At 42.1% G+C, this 17,044-nt stretch carries 11 protein-coding genes; 7 read left to right on the top strand and 4 right to left on the bottom strand.

The annotated features are described in order from the left end of the window. Positions 1-127 precede the first annotated feature (127 nt). The gene (locus N5852_RS13710) at positions 128-3,001 is read right to left on the bottom strand and encodes an autotransporter family protein (RefSeq protein WP_262099944.1); all 2,874 of its coding nucleotides are present in this window, start codon (positions 2,999-3,001) and stop codon (positions 128-130) included. A gap of 214 nt (positions 3,002-3,215) precedes the next feature. Here N5852_RS13710 and N5852_RS13705 point away from each other — a divergent pair, with 214 nt between their 5' ends. Together N5852_RS13705 and N5852_RS13700 are read left to right on the top strand one after the other, a co-directional pair. Further along, positions 3,216-3,875 (top strand): hypothetical protein, encoded by a 660-nt coding sequence (locus tag N5852_RS13705; protein ID WP_262099943.1) that lies wholly within the window; start codon positions 3,216-3,218, stop codon positions 3,873-3,875. Between the two features lie 223 nt (positions 3,876-4,098). Then, positions 4,099-4,515, top strand: a complete 417-nt coding sequence (locus N5852_RS13700; RefSeq protein ID WP_262099942.1) for a hypothetical protein — start codon at positions 4,099-4,101, stop codon at positions 4,513-4,515. Positions 4,516-4,573: 58 nt separating this feature from the next. Here the strand turns inward: N5852_RS13700 and N5852_RS13695 are convergent, their stop codons facing one another. Then, the gene (locus N5852_RS13695; RefSeq protein WP_262099941.1) at positions 4,574-5,926 is read right to left on the bottom strand and encodes a formimidoylglutamate deiminase; all 1,353 of its coding nucleotides are present in this window, start codon (positions 5,924-5,926) and stop codon (positions 4,574-4,576) included. A gap of 309 nt (positions 5,927-6,235) precedes the next feature. Between N5852_RS13695 and hutI the strand changes: the two genes are divergently transcribed. From hutI to hutU, 4 genes are all read left to right on the top strand, one after another. Then, a complete protein-coding gene (hutI, locus tag N5852_RS13690) occupies positions 6,236-7,441 on the top strand; it encodes an imidazolonepropionase (RefSeq protein WP_262100018.1) in 1,206 nt (401 codons plus the stop codon). 57 nt (positions 7,442-7,498) lie between these two features. Further along, the gene (hutH, locus tag N5852_RS13685) at positions 7,499-9,034 is read left to right on the top strand and encodes a histidine ammonia-lyase (protein ID WP_262099940.1); all 1,536 of its coding nucleotides are present in this window, start codon (positions 7,499-7,501) and stop codon (positions 9,032-9,034) included. A gap of 5 nt (positions 9,035-9,039) precedes the next feature. Further along, on the top strand, positions 9,040-9,822 hold the full coding sequence (gene hutG / locus N5852_RS13680; RefSeq protein ID WP_262099939.1) for an N-formylglutamate deformylase: 783 nt from the start codon (positions 9,040-9,042) through the stop codon (positions 9,820-9,822). Positions 9,823-9,901: 79 nt separating this feature from the next. Then, a complete protein-coding gene (gene hutU / locus N5852_RS13675) occupies positions 9,902-11,578 on the top strand; it encodes a urocanate hydratase (RefSeq protein ID WP_262099938.1) in 1,677 nt (558 codons plus the stop codon). 54 nt (positions 11,579-11,632) lie between these two features. Here hutU and N5852_RS13670 read toward each other — a convergent pair whose 3' ends face one another. Further along, entirely contained in the window at positions 11,633-13,003 is a 1,371-nt protein-coding gene (locus tag N5852_RS13670; RefSeq protein ID WP_262099937.1) for an ApeA N-terminal domain 1-containing protein, read from the bottom strand. A gap of 153 nt (positions 13,004-13,156) precedes the next feature. Further along, positions 13,157-14,476 carry an APC family permease gene (locus tag N5852_RS13665; protein WP_262099936.1) on the bottom strand — a complete coding sequence of 440 codons (1,320 nt, stop codon included), beginning with the start codon at positions 14,474-14,476 and terminating at the stop codon, positions 13,157-13,159. Between the two features lie 394 nt (positions 14,477-14,870). On the opposite strand from N5852_RS13665, the gene N5852_RS13660 reads away from it, so the two are divergent. Beyond that, on the top strand, positions 14,871-16,544 hold the full coding sequence (locus N5852_RS13660; RefSeq protein ID WP_262099935.1) for an amidohydrolase: 1,674 nt from the start codon (positions 14,871-14,873) through the stop codon (positions 16,542-16,544). Positions 16,545-17,044 lie beyond the last annotated feature (500 nt).

Below are 17,044 nucleotides of genomic sequence, written 5' to 3'. Positions count from 1 at the left end.
TAAACTACAAAAAATTTATAAAAACCGCCAGATTAAAACTAACGGTTTAAGTTTTTTTATTCAGTAAACCAATAAATACGTGTTTTAAGTCTTTAACAATGCGTTTATTAGCAAAATTTAACACTGATTAGAACTTTGATCTAAATCCTAAGGTGGCGTTAAACGTGTAGCTATTGCCAAAATCGCTAAAGCTGGTACGGCCATCAACTTCCCCATAAATGGAATAGCTATCATCTTTCCAATTATAGCTTAAGCCAGTGCCCAAACCACCCCAAAACCGATCTGTGCGATTGCGGAAATAAACCTTTGTCACACTGATTTCAGTGCCATTTAAGAAATCGTAATAAAGATTACCAATAGCATAGGCTTTTAAACGACGTATGTCGCCAGTTGATGATTGCCAAACTTTTGTATGATCAAATGACATACCTAGCCTTGCGGTTAAAGCATCACCGTCATGGCTTTGTACATAGCCTTGATACTTATCCGAAAAACTATTAAAATCCACGCTATTATAGGATAGTTGTGCTTGCGGCGTAATCGTCCATTGATTGTTCAAAGCGATTTTTTTACCAGTTTCAATGCTTAGACTGTAGCCATTGCCGTGGTTGCCATTTGCCAATTTTTGATTTGGCAACCATTTAGAGCGCAGATCGCTATCAAACCACATAAGTTGAGCAACACTGTCGATGTAAACTTCATTATTGCCATACCATGTGAGGGTACCGCCAAAGCCATATCCTGTCGTTTTAATATCGCCTGCGCCAAAACGCGAAGAAATGTCAGCTTTTGCGTTGCCATATTGGAAATAAACGCCGCCAATCAGTTTGCCGTTAGAAAAGCTTTGATTATAAAAATCTAAGCCAAGCTGCATTTTTAACAAATCAATATCATAATTTGATTTTGTTTTACTTACATGGGAATTAACATGGCCAGTTAATCCCTCTGCTCTCATCCAAAAGCCACGACCTTCAGTTGTTGCGGCAAAATTTTCCTCGCTATTTGACAAAAGCCATTGGCGATTGCCTACGCGTTGTTCAAGCGTGCCTAAATTATTTAAACGCTGTAGAATTTGCGGATAAATTTCATATATCGGTACTGTTGGTGAATAGACCGGCGTTAAAACTGGCTTTGGTTGAGGCTCGGGTTTTGGTTCTGGCTCTGGTTGGGGCTTAGGTTCTGGTTTGGGTTCAGGTTTTGGTTCTGGAGTAGTATAAAGAGAACGTAAATACCAATCGCCAGCAAAATCACCTGCCAAATTTCCTGCATAAAGTGAATAGGCATAAGCGCCGGCTGCAACAGCCACTCTTCCTTCAAAACTATAATCACCAACCATTGTGAAATTGCTTGTTTGAGATGTGCCGTCAACTTGGATAAGTTGAATACCATTACCTGTGGTTAGCGCACCCAATCCATCACGATTGATGACATAAACGCTTGTTGCACCGCTTGCATTACCGGTAATATGCAAAAAGTCAGTGGCTGAATCATCAAGACCAAGCACCGTATCAAAAATTATTTTGCCTCTTGTGCTTGTATAATCGCCATTAATTGTCAGCAAGCCGATATTATTGTCGCCTGGCTTAATTGTGCCATTATTGACAGTGCTGCCAACAATGCCCAAGCCTTCAAGCGTGCCATCTGCAGTAATGTCAAGTGTGCCACCTAATTGACCATTTACCACAAGCGATCCACCGGTGATATTTGTTTCACCAATAAAATTGCTACTATCTGCTGTAAGTTTAGTGCGACCAGAAAACTGATTTATCGTTCCCTTAGCAATGCTCGTTGCAGCTGAAGTTAATTGGGCATTAAAAATATAATCTGTAGCATTATGATTAAAATTAAGTGTTGCATTGCCAAGATTAATGTTTGGCGTATCAACAATTCCAGGAGCAATTGCCGCATCACCGGCTTTTGCACCAATATTTAAACTTGCAGAAGACGCACCTTCTGCTGCCATATAAATAGTATCTTGTGCTTTTAGCGTTGCATTATCGTGAAGGGTTACGCTTGCCGTGCCAGCTTTTGCTATATAAATATTAGTTGCAGAAGCTACAACAGAACCATCACCAGCAATATCGACACTTGCAGAACTGCCATCATTTACCGCAAAAATTAAATCATTCGCGGTTGAAAAAACACTTGCATTATTAAGAGTAAAAGTGGTTTGGCCGGCAATTGAAATAGCTGCCCCGCCAGTCGCATTAAACTGTGCGCCATTATCTAAATTGATTTGCGCATTGGCACCAACCTCTTGTGCGGAGTAGAAATTTTGTACAAAAACCGCACCATTATTATCGACATTGAATATACCAGTGCCACTTTGTGCAACCAAAATATTTGCATTATTAACGTTTAATAAAGATCCTTCGCCATCAATATTAACTGTACCGGTAATACCAGCTTCGCGACCAACAATTATATTTTGATCCGTATTGCTAAATTGCAGCTCACCACCATTAACAATATCAAGGCGGCCATTACCTTGGCTACCAATCCAAAAATCATTGCTGCTGCCACTTATTTCAAGTTTTGATCCAGCGTCAGAAATTGTAAGATGTCCAGAAGAGCCAGTTAATACACCAATTTGGCCATATTTTGCTTGTACATAACCACCATCTAAAATAGACATTGTGGTACTATTGCCAGCAGCAGCCCAGCCTAAATAAAGGGCGTCGCTAATATTAATTTGCGAGCCTATACCCGTTACAGTGATAGAAGCGGGCGAATTTATCCCAGATATGAAAGTTGCATTGAGGTTAACAATACCAGTATCTGCTGAGCTTGTTCCAACCTTTAACGTCCCATCTATATCTAAATTTTCGTTAACCACCCAAGGTGTTGATGTATTTCCTGTAGGTGAAACTGTTATTGTATCAGTAGCACCAATATAAGCACCAAATGCAAAGCTCTTACTTAAAACAATTAGGGATGCCCCATAAAACAACTTAAAAAAATTTGTTTTAGCCTTTTGTTTAAAAGTATTTGCGGTATTCATGCACTCATTCCTAATATTTATATAGTTTTACCTATTAATATAATAAAATGATAATGCAACAATTTAAAAATTAAAAATTTTTATTAGTAATTGCTAAAATTATATATCTTTCGAATAGGCCGACAATTAACGCGTTAATTTTATATCACGCCGTTATGAGCGATATATTTTTCCACAGGGTAAAAGCATTATCCTATGTTAAGGCTCAGATTTTATGAAAGGCTCTAAGCTACTTGCTTTAGGCTTTACCGCATTATGTCTTGGCATTTTTATTGCCGGTGCCGTAAAATTAAGCTGGAGCGAAAAAGAAATGCTTGCCATGTTTATTATCATGGCAATTGGCGTTGGAATTATTTCCAAAATGCGGGCGGATGCTATTGCATCAAGCTTTTTAAAAGGCTGTGGTCAATTAGTGGGCGGCGCTTTTGTGGTTGGTCTTGCCCGTGCTATAGCGATTATTCTTGATCAAGGTTTGATCTTGGATACAATTGTTTACCATGCTGTTGGTCTTCTTGACGAATTGCCACGCTCTATGACAGCTATTGGCATGTATGCAAGTGCGATGATTATGCATTTTTTCATTTCATCTGGCTCAGGTGAATCTGCTGTTCTTATTCCTGTATTCACGCCTATTGGCGACGTGTTGGGCATTACCCGCCAAACTACAGTGCAAGCAGTTATCTTTGGTGAGGGTGTTGTTAATTGTATTAATCCAACATCAGGAGTTTTGATGGCAATTCTTGCCACAACGCAAGTATCTTTTACCAAATGGGTTAAATTTATTATGCCATTGGTCATCGTTTGGGGATTGATTGCTGCTGTAGCACTTGTCATTGCTGTTGAAATGAATTGGGGCCCGTTTAAGTTTAAATAATGTATAAACTTATTTATTAGAAGAAAAATTGAGTCCGTTATTGCAATTGAAAGTAATAGTGGTTTTTTATTATTTGTTTAATAATTAGGCTTGAGAAGCAAGTTGGCAGTTTCAACTAATCTCCGCATGATTAATGGCAATCAAGGATTATGAAATTGCTGTAACTTTGAGTGCCGCTAACGCGCATGATGCGTTAGAACGCTTAAAGCCACAAGGTGAATAAATGAAATTGTTATATTATTGTTTTAGACAAGCTATTTTTCTGTTGGCCGTTTTGTTTATCACAGGGCAAACCAATGCGGCCGACTTTCCATTAAGCCCAGAGGGTATATGCTATGAGCAGCGCATTTTTGAAAAGCAAGAGCTCAGAAAGCGCTATGAGATTTGCTTTGAACCTGATGTGCTTAGGTTTTGTGATTCACTTTATGGGCCGCTTATAGACAATCGCCGTCTTCTCGATCTTGGATGCAGCGAACTTGGTGCTTGGCATATCAAAAACAATATTCTCTATTTCAAAGTTAGGGAAACTAATTTTTCTTCGCAATGTGAAATAAAAATAGAAAATGATGGCATCACCTTAAGCGGTTGCTCTGATTTTGATAGATTTCCAGGTAAATGGCAGCCTTCGCCGCAAGACTAAGTTTTGATAAAACAACCGCTTTGGCAAGCGGTTGTTTGGAAAAATAAACCAAAAAAATCTAGCCAAAAAGCTTGTTCATGGTTTTGCTATACGTTTTAAATATTTCATCACGCGCAATGTGTTTGCCATCGCGCACAACTTCAACGCCATTAACCCAAGTGCTTTTAACGTCCACCGTACGCGCAAAAATCCAATTGTCTAAAATTGCGTCTTCCTTAATCCAATCTTGACCTTTTAAATCAAGGGCAACAAAATCGGCGCTATTTCCGCATTTAATCGCGCTTTGGCTTCTTAGTGCTTGATCGCCGCCCTTAACCGCTTCATCAAATAAATGCCGGCCATTGGAGCCTAAAGGTTTGGCGATTGCATTGCGCATATGAGTTTTTAGCCGCACGGAATATTCAAATTGGCTGAGTTCATCCGCAACGCTAATATTAACATTGGAGTCGCTGCCAATGCCAAAACGGCCACCATGTTCCATAAAGGGCAGGGCGTTAAAAATACCATCACCAAGATTACCTTCGGTTAGCGGACAAAGACCAGCAATTGCGCCAGATTTTGCTATATTAACGGTTTCATCTTCTGTTAAATGGGTGGCATGGATCAAGCACCAATTTTCATTAACCTTAAAGCGGTTTAACAGCCATTCCACTGGCCGCTCGCCACTCCATGCAACGCAATCATCAACTTCTTTTAACTGCTCGGCAATATGGATATGGATTGGATTACCATCAGCAAGTGGCAAAATTTCCTTTAACTCATCTTCTGTTGCGGCGCGTAAGCTATGGGGCGCGATGCCAACAATGCTTTTTTCAAGATTTTTTGCATGACTCCGGCATGATTGAACCAGTTTTGCAAAGCTCGCTGTGTCATTAATAAAACGCTTTTGCCCGTCAACTGGTGTTTGGCCACCAAAACCAGCATGGGCATAAAATACTGGTAGGAGCGTTAGATGGATACCGCTTTTTTGCGCAGCATTGCAAATGCGGCCGGCCATTTCACCAATGTCACTATAGGGCTTGCCGTCAATATCATGATGCAAATAATGAAATTCGCCAACACGGGTAAAACCAGCTTCCAACATTTCGATATAAAGCTGTGATGCAACGGCTTCCACCTCGTCAGGATTCATAGCAAGGGCAAGGCGGTACATTTCATTGCGCCAGCTCCAAAAACTATCAGGCGTTGCGCCACGCCGCTCAGTATAGCCTGCCATGGCACGTTGAAAAGCATGGGAATGCAAATTGGGCATGCCGCTTACCAGCACCTTATAATGCGCGCCTGTCTGCTGCGGATTTACATCATAGGCATTTTCATCAATTGCGGTAATTGAGCCATTTTCAATGCTGATCGCGACATTTTTTTGCCAGCCCTTAGCGATTAATGCGCTATCTGCGAATATTTTTTGCATCCTATCCTCCACTTGTTCACAATTTTGTATTGTTCATATTTTTGTCAGCGCAGTCTTTTAACCTTTTGTATCAGCGTTATTTTTAACGCCAATAGTGGCTAAAATATTCACTTTTTAAAATTTTGGCAGGGTTTAAAAATAAATTTGATTTGAATTTAAAAACTTTCTACTTGCCAGATTTTTAATATGTATATACATTATAACAAAAATAGGGAGGCTTCAATGGGAAAAATCATTCCATTTACCACTTCTGTGCCGCAACATCATGTATTTGCCGGCAATGATATTCTTTTCAAAAATGTGTCTTTAATGACAATGGTCGCCTCTTCGTCTGGGGCATCTGCGCAAAACAGCGCGTCGGATTCCCATTTAGGCATTATTAAAAATGGTGCAATCTTTGTAAAAGATGGTTTGATAGCCTTTGTGGGCTCTGAAAATGACTTGCCAGCCATAAACAGCGATCATGATATTATTGATCTTGGTGGCCGTTGGATGAGCCCAGCATTAATTGATTGCCACACCCATATTATTTATGGCGGCAACCGCGCCAAAGAATTTGAAATGCGCACTTCTGGCGCAAGTTACGAAGAAATTGCCCGCAGCGGTGGGGGCATCGTGTCGACCGTGGGGTCGACACGAGCGTTAACGGTCGATGAAATGGCAGCAACATCACTGCCACGTCTTGACCAATTGATTAATGAAGGTATCACCACAATTGAGGTAAAATCGGGCTATGGGCTGGATATTAAAAGCGAGCTTGATATGTTGCGCGCTGCCCGCAAGCTAGAAGCTTTACGTCCGATAAAAGTGCGTACCACTTGTTTAACCGCCCATGCAACACCGATTGAATATAAGGGGCGCAATGCTGCTTATATTGACGAGGTGGTGTTACCCGTCCTTGAACAAGGCGCAAGTGAAGGTTTGATTGATGCGGTTGATGCATTTTGCGAAAATATCGCCTTTTCACCGCAAGAGTTAAAGCCAGTTTTTGACAAGGCAGTAGCCTTGGGCTTGCCCGTAAAGCTTCATGCCGAACAATTGAGCAATCTTGGCGGCGCAAAATTTGCCGCTTCCTATGGGGCGCTTTCGGTTGACCATATCGAACATTTGGACGAAGAAGGTGTTGCAGCAATTGCAAAATCCGGCACGGTAGCGGTTATATTGCCGGGGGCTTATTACACCATTCATGAAACAAAAAAGCCACCTATTGCACTTTTGCGCCAATATAATGTGCCAATTGCGGTGGCAACTGATTGTAACCCCGGCACATCGCCCTTAACATCGCTCTTACTCACCATGAATATGGCGGCAACCTTGTTTGATATTCGTGTTGATGAATGTTTAGCAGGTGCCACCCGTGAAGCTGCTCGCGCCCTTGGATTATTGGAAAGCCGTGGCACTTTAGAAGTAGGCAAACGCGCAGATCTTGCCATTTGGAATATTGATGAACCGGCCGAGCTTGTTTACCGCATTGGCGCAAATCCGCTTCATGCGCGTTATATTTCAGCACAATAAATAAAGTTTAAAAAACAAAATTTTTAGGAAAATGTCCAAATTGGACGGGAGGTAAAAATGACAATTACTTTAAGACCGGGTGAAGTAACCCTTGAACAAATTAGCGATATTTACTGGAATGGAACAAGCGTTAAACTTGATCGTAATTTTGATGCAGCAATTGAAAAAGGCGCCGCACGCATTGCAGAAATTGCCCAAGGTAATGAGCCTGTTTATGGCATTAATACCGGCTTTGGCAAACTTGCCTCTATCCGTATTGATGCAAGCGACGTTGCAACCTTGCAGCGCAATCTTATCCTTTCCCATTGCTGCGGTATGGGTGCGCCGTTAAGTCGTGACATTGTTCGCCTTATCATGGCATTAAAATTGGTGTCGCTTGGCCGTGGTGCTTCGGGCGTGCGTCTTGAGCTTGTCCGCCTCATTGAAGATATGCTGGAAAAAGATGTAACGCCGCTTATTCCTGAAAAAGGTTCAGTCGGCGCATCGGGTGATCTAGCGCCACTTGCCCATATGGCGGCGGTGATGATGGGCGAGGGCGAAGCTTTCTTTAAGGGCGAGCGCATGAGCGGTGCAAAAGCCTTGGCACTTGCTGGTTTAAGACCAGTTATTTTGCAAGCAAAGGAAGGCTTGGCACTCATTAACGGTACGCAAACATCAACCGCACTTGCCATTGCTGGCTTGCTGCGTGCTTACCGCGCATCTTGCACCGCGCTAGTGACTGGTGCTTTATCAACCGATGCTGCTATGGGTTCATCTGCGCCATTCCATCCAGATATTCACACACTTCGCGGCCATTATGGCCAGATTGCCACGGCACGTACCGTGCGTGAATTGCTTATTGGTTCGCAAATTCGTGTTAGCCACTTGGAAAATGATGAGCGTGTGCAAGATCCTTATTGCATTCGTTGTCAACCACAGGTTAATGGTGCGGCGGTTGATGTATTGCGCCACTGCGCTAACACTTTAGTCATTGAAGCCAATGCGGTTACCGATAATCCATTGGTATTGAGCGATAATAGCGTTGTTTCAGGTGGTAATTTCCACGCTGAGCCGGTGGCTTTTGCTGCCGACCAAATTGCCCTTGCAGTTTGCGAAATTGGTGCCATTGCACAGCGCCGTATTGCCTTAATGGTTGACCCTGCGCTTTCTTTTGGCTTACCAGCCTTTTTGGCGGCAAAGCCGGGCTTAAATTCAGGCCTAATGATTGCCGAAGTAACATCGGCGGCATTAATGTCTGAAAATAAGCAAATGGCGCATCCTGCTTGTGTTGACTCAACTCCAACATCTGCCAATCAAGAAGACCATGTGTCGATGGCTTGCCATGGTGCACGCCGTTTACTTGCCATGACTGAAAATCTGTTTTCAATCCTTGGTATTGAATTATTAATGGCAGCGCGCGGCGTTGAGTTCCGTGGTCCCTTAACCACTAGCCCACAATTGCAAAAAGCAATTGCGCATTTGCGCCAAAGCGTGACGTCACTTGAGGTTGACCATTATATGGCACCAGACCTTGAAGAATGCCGCCGCATTGTCGCATCGGGTGAAGTGGTTGGCCTGTTTGACCAAGCAATATTCCCAGTTTTGAAGGACTAAGTGCAATGGATGTCTTTGAAGTCAAACAAGGCACATCACCGCTTATCTTGGCCTTTCCTCATACGGGTACTTTTGTGCCCGATGATATCGCCGCCAATTTAAACGATACCGGCCGCTTGCTTACCGATACCGACTGGCACATTCATCATTTATATGATGGGCTGGTGGATAATGTCACTACGGTTCGCGCGTTATTTCATCGCTATTGCATCGATGCCAATCGTGATCCAACTGGGGTTAGCCTTTATCCCGGGCAAAATACCACAACGCTTGTGCCATTAACCGATTTTGATGGCAAAGACATTTGGACAAATGCCCCTGATATGGAAGAAGTAGAACGGCGCAAGCAATTGTTCCACACGCCTTATCATAATGCTTTGGCGGCGGAAATTGCACGGGTAAAGGCCAATCATGGCTATGCAATCTTATATGATTGCCATTCCATTCGCTCGCATATTCCATTCTTGTTTGATGGCATTTTGCCAGATTTCAATGTTGGCACCAATGAGGGGCAAACCACCACCGCCAAAATGGAACAGGCGGTAATGGCTGTGCTCAACCAAGCAAGCAATTATAGCCATGTGTTAAATGGTCGCTTTAAAGGCGGTTGGACTACGCGCCATTATGGCAAGCCGCAAGACAAGGTGTTTGCCATTCAAATGGAGCTTGCCCAAAGCACCCATTTGCAACAGGAAACATTGCCCTTTGCCTATGATGAAGCCAAGGCAAAAGCATTGCGCACACCGTTAAAGGCGGTGCTTGAAGCGGTGATTGCCAATTGCGCTTAATTTGTTGCGCTTGAAGAAGCATAAGCATTTGAATTTAAATTTATAATTAAACTCATATAGAACTTTTGGAGGAGTAAAAATGACCAGCAATCCACGTCATAATATCCGCGAAATCCGCGCCCCACATGGCAGTGAAATCAGCGCAAAAAGCTGGCTAACTGAAGCACCTTTACGCATGTTGATGAATAATCTTGACCCTGATGTTGCTGAAAACCCCAATGAATTGGTGGTTTATGGTGGTATTGGTCGCGCTGCTCGCACATGGGCAGATTATGACAAGATTGTTGAAACTTTGCGCAGCTTAAATGATGATGAAACCTTGTTGGTGCAATCAGGTAAGCCAGTTGGTGTTTTCCGCACCCATAAGGATGCGCCGCGCGTTTTAATCGCCAATTCTAACCTTGTCCCCCATTGGGCTAATTGGCAGCATTTTAATGAGCTAGACCGCAAGGGCCTGATGATGTATGGCCAGATGACGGCTGGTTCATGGATTTATATCGGCTCGCAAGGTATTGTGCAGGGCACTTATGAGACCTTTGTTGAAGCTGGCCGCCAACATTATAATGGCGACTTAAAAGGCAAATGGGTGCTAACTGGCGGCCTTGGTGGCATGGGCGGCGCACAGCCTTTGGCAGCGGTTATGGCAGGGGCTTCATGTCTTGCTATTGAATGCAATCCAGATAGTATTGATTTCCGTCTTCGTACCCGCTATGTCGATGCAAAGGCTGAAACCCTTGATGAAGCAATAGTAATGATTGATAAATGGACAAAGGCTGGTGAGGCAAAATCGGTGGCGCTGCTTGGCAATGCGGCTGAAATTTTGCCAGAAATGGTCAAACGCGGCATCCGCCCCGATATGGTAACCGACCAAACCTCCGCCCATGACCCAATTAATGGCTATTTGCCCATTGGTTGGACAATGGCGCAGTGGAAAGAAAAGCGCGAAAGCGCACCACAGGAAGTCGAAAAAGCCGCCCGTGCTTCGATGAAAGTGCATGTTGCAGCCATGCTAGATTTCCACCATGCCGGTATCCCAACTTTTGACTATGGCAATAATATCCGCCAAGTTGCCAAGGATGAAGGGCTTGAAAATGCCTTTGATTTCCCCGGCTTCGTGCCTGCCTATATCCGCCCCTTATTTTGCCGTGGCATTGGGCCATTCCGTTGGGCTGCGCTTTCAGGCGATCCAGAAGATATTTATAAGACCGATCAAAAGGTCAAGGAATTATTGCCAGACCATAAAGAGCTACACAACTGGCTTGATATGGCACGCGAGCGTATTTCTTTCCAAGGCTTGCCAGCCCGTATTTGCTGGGTTGGTCTTGGTGACCGTCACCGCCTTGGTCTTGCCTTTAACGAAATGGTTAAAAATGGCGAATTGTCAGCACCAATCGTTATTGGCCGCGATCATTTGGATTCAGGCTCGGTCGCTTCACCTAACCGCGAAACCGAAAGCATGAAAGACGGATCAGATGCCGTATCCGATTGGCCATTGTTAAACGCATTGCTAAACACGGCATCAGGTGCAACATGGGTATCCTTGCATCATGGCGGCGGCGTTGGCATGGGCTTTAGCCAACATTCGGGCATGGTTATTTGTGCAGACGGCACGGATGACGCAAAGCGCCGCATTGAGCGCGTTTTATGGAACGACCCAGCAACAGGCGTTATGCGCCATGCCGATGCTGGTTATGACATTGCGATTGAATGCGCCGGCGAACATAATCTTCGCTTGCCATCTATTTTGGATAACTAGAGTAACAAATCCTCCCAAGGAGAAAAGCCCCAAGGTAAAACTTGGGGCTTTTTGTTATTTTAATTTTTCAATATCAAAATTAAAATCTAATTTTTGTTTAAACCAACCACTATGTTCTACTAACCCATGCAATTCTTCTTTTTCAAAGCCAATTTTGTTGAAAATTACTAACCTAAAGCAACATTCGAGTTTAATCATCAAATTAACGAAGTCTAAACTATTTTTTAATTTGCTTATAGTATGACCATGGGTATAAATATTCCTTATCCTAAAAATCACCCTTAAAAAGGTCTCAAGCGCTTCTTCATTTTGCCATTCGCGTGTTGTTCCATATAATAATTTGGTTAAAATATATTTGGGCGGCAAGCCCATGACATTGCCTAATTTGGAGGATAATAAATCCTGTTCTTTTGTATTAAGGAAAGGTAAAAGGCGTTTTTTTAAGGCATCCAGCTCACTCTTTTGGGCATCTTTTTCTTTCAGCAAGACTTTATCTGTTTTAAGGGTATAGTTTGCGAGCACTTCAAAAGCTTGCATTAATTTCAAAAATTTACTAGCCAATTTATCATATTTAGTTTCTTTGTTTGATATGAATAAGTCTATGGCATAACCTATATCATCGCAAATTTTAAACCACTTTTGTAGGCGCGCAACTATAGTCTTTTCTACATTGCTATATATAAATAATAATTTTTGGCGAGGATATGTAACATTGTCATTGGATGTAGACGGGGTTACATAATAAATATTAAATACATTTAAGTCGCTTTTATTTTTTCCAACTATATTATACGCACTTGCTTTTTTATTACACACCACTGAAAAAAATAGGCCTAAATTGTAAGTAAAACGACGGAAAAATTGCCAGTCTTGCGGCTGTTTGGTTTTGATCCTAATAAAGCTGTGTTGAGTGAGTTTGGAAGTTTTGGCGTTGTCATCTAATTCAAAATAGGTGATTATTTCAATATCTGCACCATTATGACTGCCGAGTTGAATAATATATTGTTTTCTATATTCACGCTTATTATGTGTCAAATGGTACTTATACAACCAATCATTAAGACCAATCATTTGAAAATCATATTGATCAAACGAAATTGGACTTTCTTTATCAAAAAGTCCCCCTAAAAATGCAAATAGAGTGAGGAGCTTAGTTTCACAATTGTTCTTATTATCGTTTACGGTACTTACAAGCATGCAATTTCGCAGCGTTACAAATCGGCTATTCTCCAAGTGACCATGTATGTACTCTAAGTCCCTAGGAAACAGATCTGCGAAAAGGCTGTCTGCATCTATATTGTGATAAAGTTCAAGCCGAATATTGCCACCATCTTCAATGATAAGGCGGCCAGTGACGCCGTCTTTTTCGCTTTGTTCTGGCAACCAAAATTTGCCCATTACATCAATTGGTTGATCTAACCGCATATATTTCCCCTAAAACTGTATTTTTTATTTGTTCTTGATATGTTCCCATAAGTGCATTTATATGTAAAGGCGTAATATTGTCGTTTATTCATAATGTACAATGGAAAAGCATTTTAGCCCTATATTATGGCTAAAATGCTTTAATTTTGGCGATTAGACCGTTTCTTCCATATCCATTTTTTTCAATTCTACTTTAAAAAAATTGGTTCGATAGGTAAGGTAGATAAAGCCAATTGCAAACCAGCAAAGGCCAATCACAAAGGTGATGAAGGAAAGCGATGTCCAGAGCCAAAGGGTGAATAAAAAGCCGATAAGCGGCATAACGCCATAAATAATTAATTCATGCAATTGGCGTCTTTTTTTGTCAAAAATGAATATTTTGATCACTGCAATATTCACAAAAGAAAAGGCAACCAATGCGCCAAAGCTAATAATATTAATTACCAATGTGAGGCTAATAACCAGCGATAGCAGTGAAATAAACCCAACAACAAGCGTTGCGCCAATCGGGGTGCCATATTTTGCGCTAATTTTACCAAATACGCTGTTTGGCAAGGTTTTATCTCGCCCCATGGAATATAAAATGCGTGATACGCTAATTTGTGATGCAAGCGCCGATGCAAAGCCACTCGATACAAAGGCCGCCGCAAAAAATATGAAAATATATTCGCCGCAAATGTTTAAAATCAATTCATTGGCAGCCGTGTCGAGGTCTTTAAAGCTGCGCCAATCGGGAAAAGCCATATGGCCAGCCCAAGCGGTGATAATAAACAAAATGCCGGCAATTAATGTGCATAGCACAATAGCGCGGGGCACTGTGCGCGTGGGATCACGTGCTTCTTCAGATAGCGTTGAAATGGCATCAAAACCCAAGAAAGAAAGGCAAAGGACTGCCGCACCTGCGATAATAGGGTTAATCTGCATATGCTCGCTGTAAAACGGGCTTAAAAGCGATGGTGCATCGGGTTGGAAAACCCTCCAAAAACACATGGCGAGAAAGATCATTAAAAAAATTGTTTGAAAGCCGATAATGGCAAAGTTCATTCTTGTGGCAAGCTTAATGCCTAAAATATTTAGTCCGGTAATGATAATAATTGCTGCAAGGGTAAAAACATAGGATGGAATGATTGGAAAATAGGATGATAAATATAGCCCCATAAGCAAAAAATTAATTAAGGGTAGAAAAATATAATCCAATAACAGCGTCCACCCCACCATAAAACCCGTTGTGGAACCAAAGGCGCGGAATGTGTAACTATAGGCAGAGCCAGCCGATGGGTATTCTTTCACCATTGAACCATAGCTAACTGCGGTAAAAAACATGGCTATCAGAGTGAAAGCATAAGCCACGGGCAAATGGCCCAATGTTTCTGATGTTACCACACCATAAGTCGTGAAAATGGTTAAAGGTGCCATATAAGCAAGGCCAAAAATAATAAGTGATGGCACACCAAGAACGCGCCGTAGTGACATTTTTTGAATGTTTTCCATCATGCACCAATTACTAAATTAGAAAAATCATTTAATTTGATGGCTCGATCGCTCGCCATTTTTATTTCTGTGCACATTTTTATCGTTGCAAAAACAAACATTAATCTCACTCCCTTATGAGGCTCCCGAATTTTTATTAATAAATATAATATGTTATTGATTAATTCTATTAATAATTTCATCATGCTATTATAGCTTTTACCGCGCCGTCAAGTGGCAAAATAGCGGCGGCACCTTTAATAAGTTTTAAGAAAACAAATGATTTCCATTGCTAAATTTTGCCGAAATTGATAGCCCTTTTATTAAGCTTATTGACTTGACGCATGACGCTGGGTTAGCCCTTATTAATTGGTGCTTTGTTACTTGTGGAGGAAAAATGCAAATTAGTTTCATCATTAAGAATGCAAAAATATTGACAATGGATCCGCAAAACCCTTTTGCAGAAGCTGTAGCCATTGCAAATGAAACCATTTTTGCCGTAGGTAGCAATGAAGAAATAACAAAGCTGGCGCAAAGTGATACTAAAATTATTGATGCGCAAAACCACACGCTTTTACCAGGTTTTGTTGAAAGCCATTTGCATTTTGTGTTAGGCGGTCTTGAACTAACCCATTTACACCTAAGCAAAGTGCACGGCTTTGATGCATTGCAACATGCGGTGCGTGATTATGCGCAAAACCATATGGATGAAAAGCTACTGATTGGCTATGGCGTGGCCTATGACATTATTGACCGCCCTCTAACCCGCCATGATCTTGATGCTATTCTTGACGACAGGCCATTTGCATTAATGTCATGTGATCATCATACGGTTTGGGCTAATACTGCTGCCTTGCGCCAAGCTGGGCTTTTTGATGATAAACATGGCGCGCGTGACGCTGGTGTCGTTGTAGATGATAAGGGCGAAGCCACTGGCGAGTTGTTAGAATTTGATGCTTTTGGCCCAGTTATGGCGCTTGGTGGTGAAGCCCATTTACAACTTGCCATTGCAACTGGTGGCGAGCCAGTACCATTGCCAGATGCTGAAACGCGTGAAGCCGATAAGAAAAAAATACTTGCAGGCCTTAACTATTGTGCGTCTTTTGGCATAACAAGTGCCGTTAATATGGATGGCAACCGTTATACTTTAGACCTTTGCCAAGAGCTTTATGATGAAGGGCGGCTACCTGTGCGTGTGGTTGTACCTTTCCACTTTAAGCCACAAATGCCATTAAGCGAATTAGACCGCGCATCCGCCATGCATCGCGATTTTGCCTCAAAATGGGTAAAATCGGGTTTTGTTAAAATGTTTATGGATGGGGTTGCCGAAAGCCGCACCGCTTACATGCTCGAAGATTATCCAGATACAGTGGGTGAGCGCGGTACGCCGCTTTTTGAGCTTGAAAGATTTAACGAAATTTGTACTGAAATTGATAAACGGGGTTTACAAATTGCAGTTCATGCTATTGGTGATGGTGCAGTGCGCGCAGTGATTGATGGTTATGAGGCAGCTTCAAAAGCCAATGGTAAGCGTGATGCACGCCATAGAATTGAGCATATTGAATTAATCAATCGCGATGATATTCCTCGTATGGCAAAGCTTGACATTATTGCCAGCATTCAACCTGCCCATGTGCTTGGTGCATTAGATTTTTCTGACCATGGAATGGAAAAAGTATTTTCGACGGATCGTTGGAAAGATAATTTCCTTTGCCGTACATTGCGTGATAATGGCATTAAAATTGCCTTTTCAAGTGATTGGTCGGTGGCTGATGTCAATGTGGCCCGCAATTTACAAGCCCATTTGGCAAGAAAGCCGTTTAAAGGGGCAGGGGATGAGCGTATTTCACGCGCGGATACACTTCTTGCTTATACATCTGGTAGCGCCTATACAGTATTTTGGGAAGATTTCACCGGCATGGTCAAGCAAGGAATGGCTGCAGATCTTGTTTTGTATCAAGCAGATATTGACGATTATCCGGCAGAAAAATTGGGTGAGTTAAAAGTCGCCCTAACCATTGCTGGTGGCAAAATTACGTATCAAGCAGATCAGCCTGTTTTAACTTCATAGGCAAGTCATTAAACCAAAGCTTAAGGTCAGGACTTATTAATTGCGATAAAAAATAACAACTGCAGCGATGCGTATTGCTTAAAAATATGAGCGCCACTTTGATATTTGGGGGCATATCTTGTTGCAATACGCTGCCAGTTTTTAAGATTTGCAAATAAGTTCTCGACTTTATGGCGTAATTTTTAGGTTGTTATATCAAGGAAGATAGTTGTCGTTCTACCCTTTTGGGGAGGAATGCAAGGCTCGTCCAAAACAATCTGTGTCAATATCTTTATCAGCAATGATTTCTTGCGCATCAAGCAAAATAGGTAACAAACACGCTGCATCTTTGTGTCACTCATCTCACATTCTGCCAATAACCGGCAGATTAGCTTTCGATCTTGGTCAATGACTAGGCTCGTTTTGCATTCAAGCTTTAGTGCTTACAATATGGGGGGAACATCTTTTTTTAAGCAGGCTGGCTGGCGTGCAGTGTGCTTTAAGATGGGTTGCATCAATCA

Source organism: Bartonella sp. HY328 (assembly GCF_025449335.1).
Classification (GTDB): domain Bacteria; phylum Pseudomonadota; class Alphaproteobacteria; order Rhizobiales; family Rhizobiaceae; genus HY038.
Note: the sequence above shows the minus strand (reverse complement) of the source record. Positions and strands in the feature narration are given on the sequence as shown.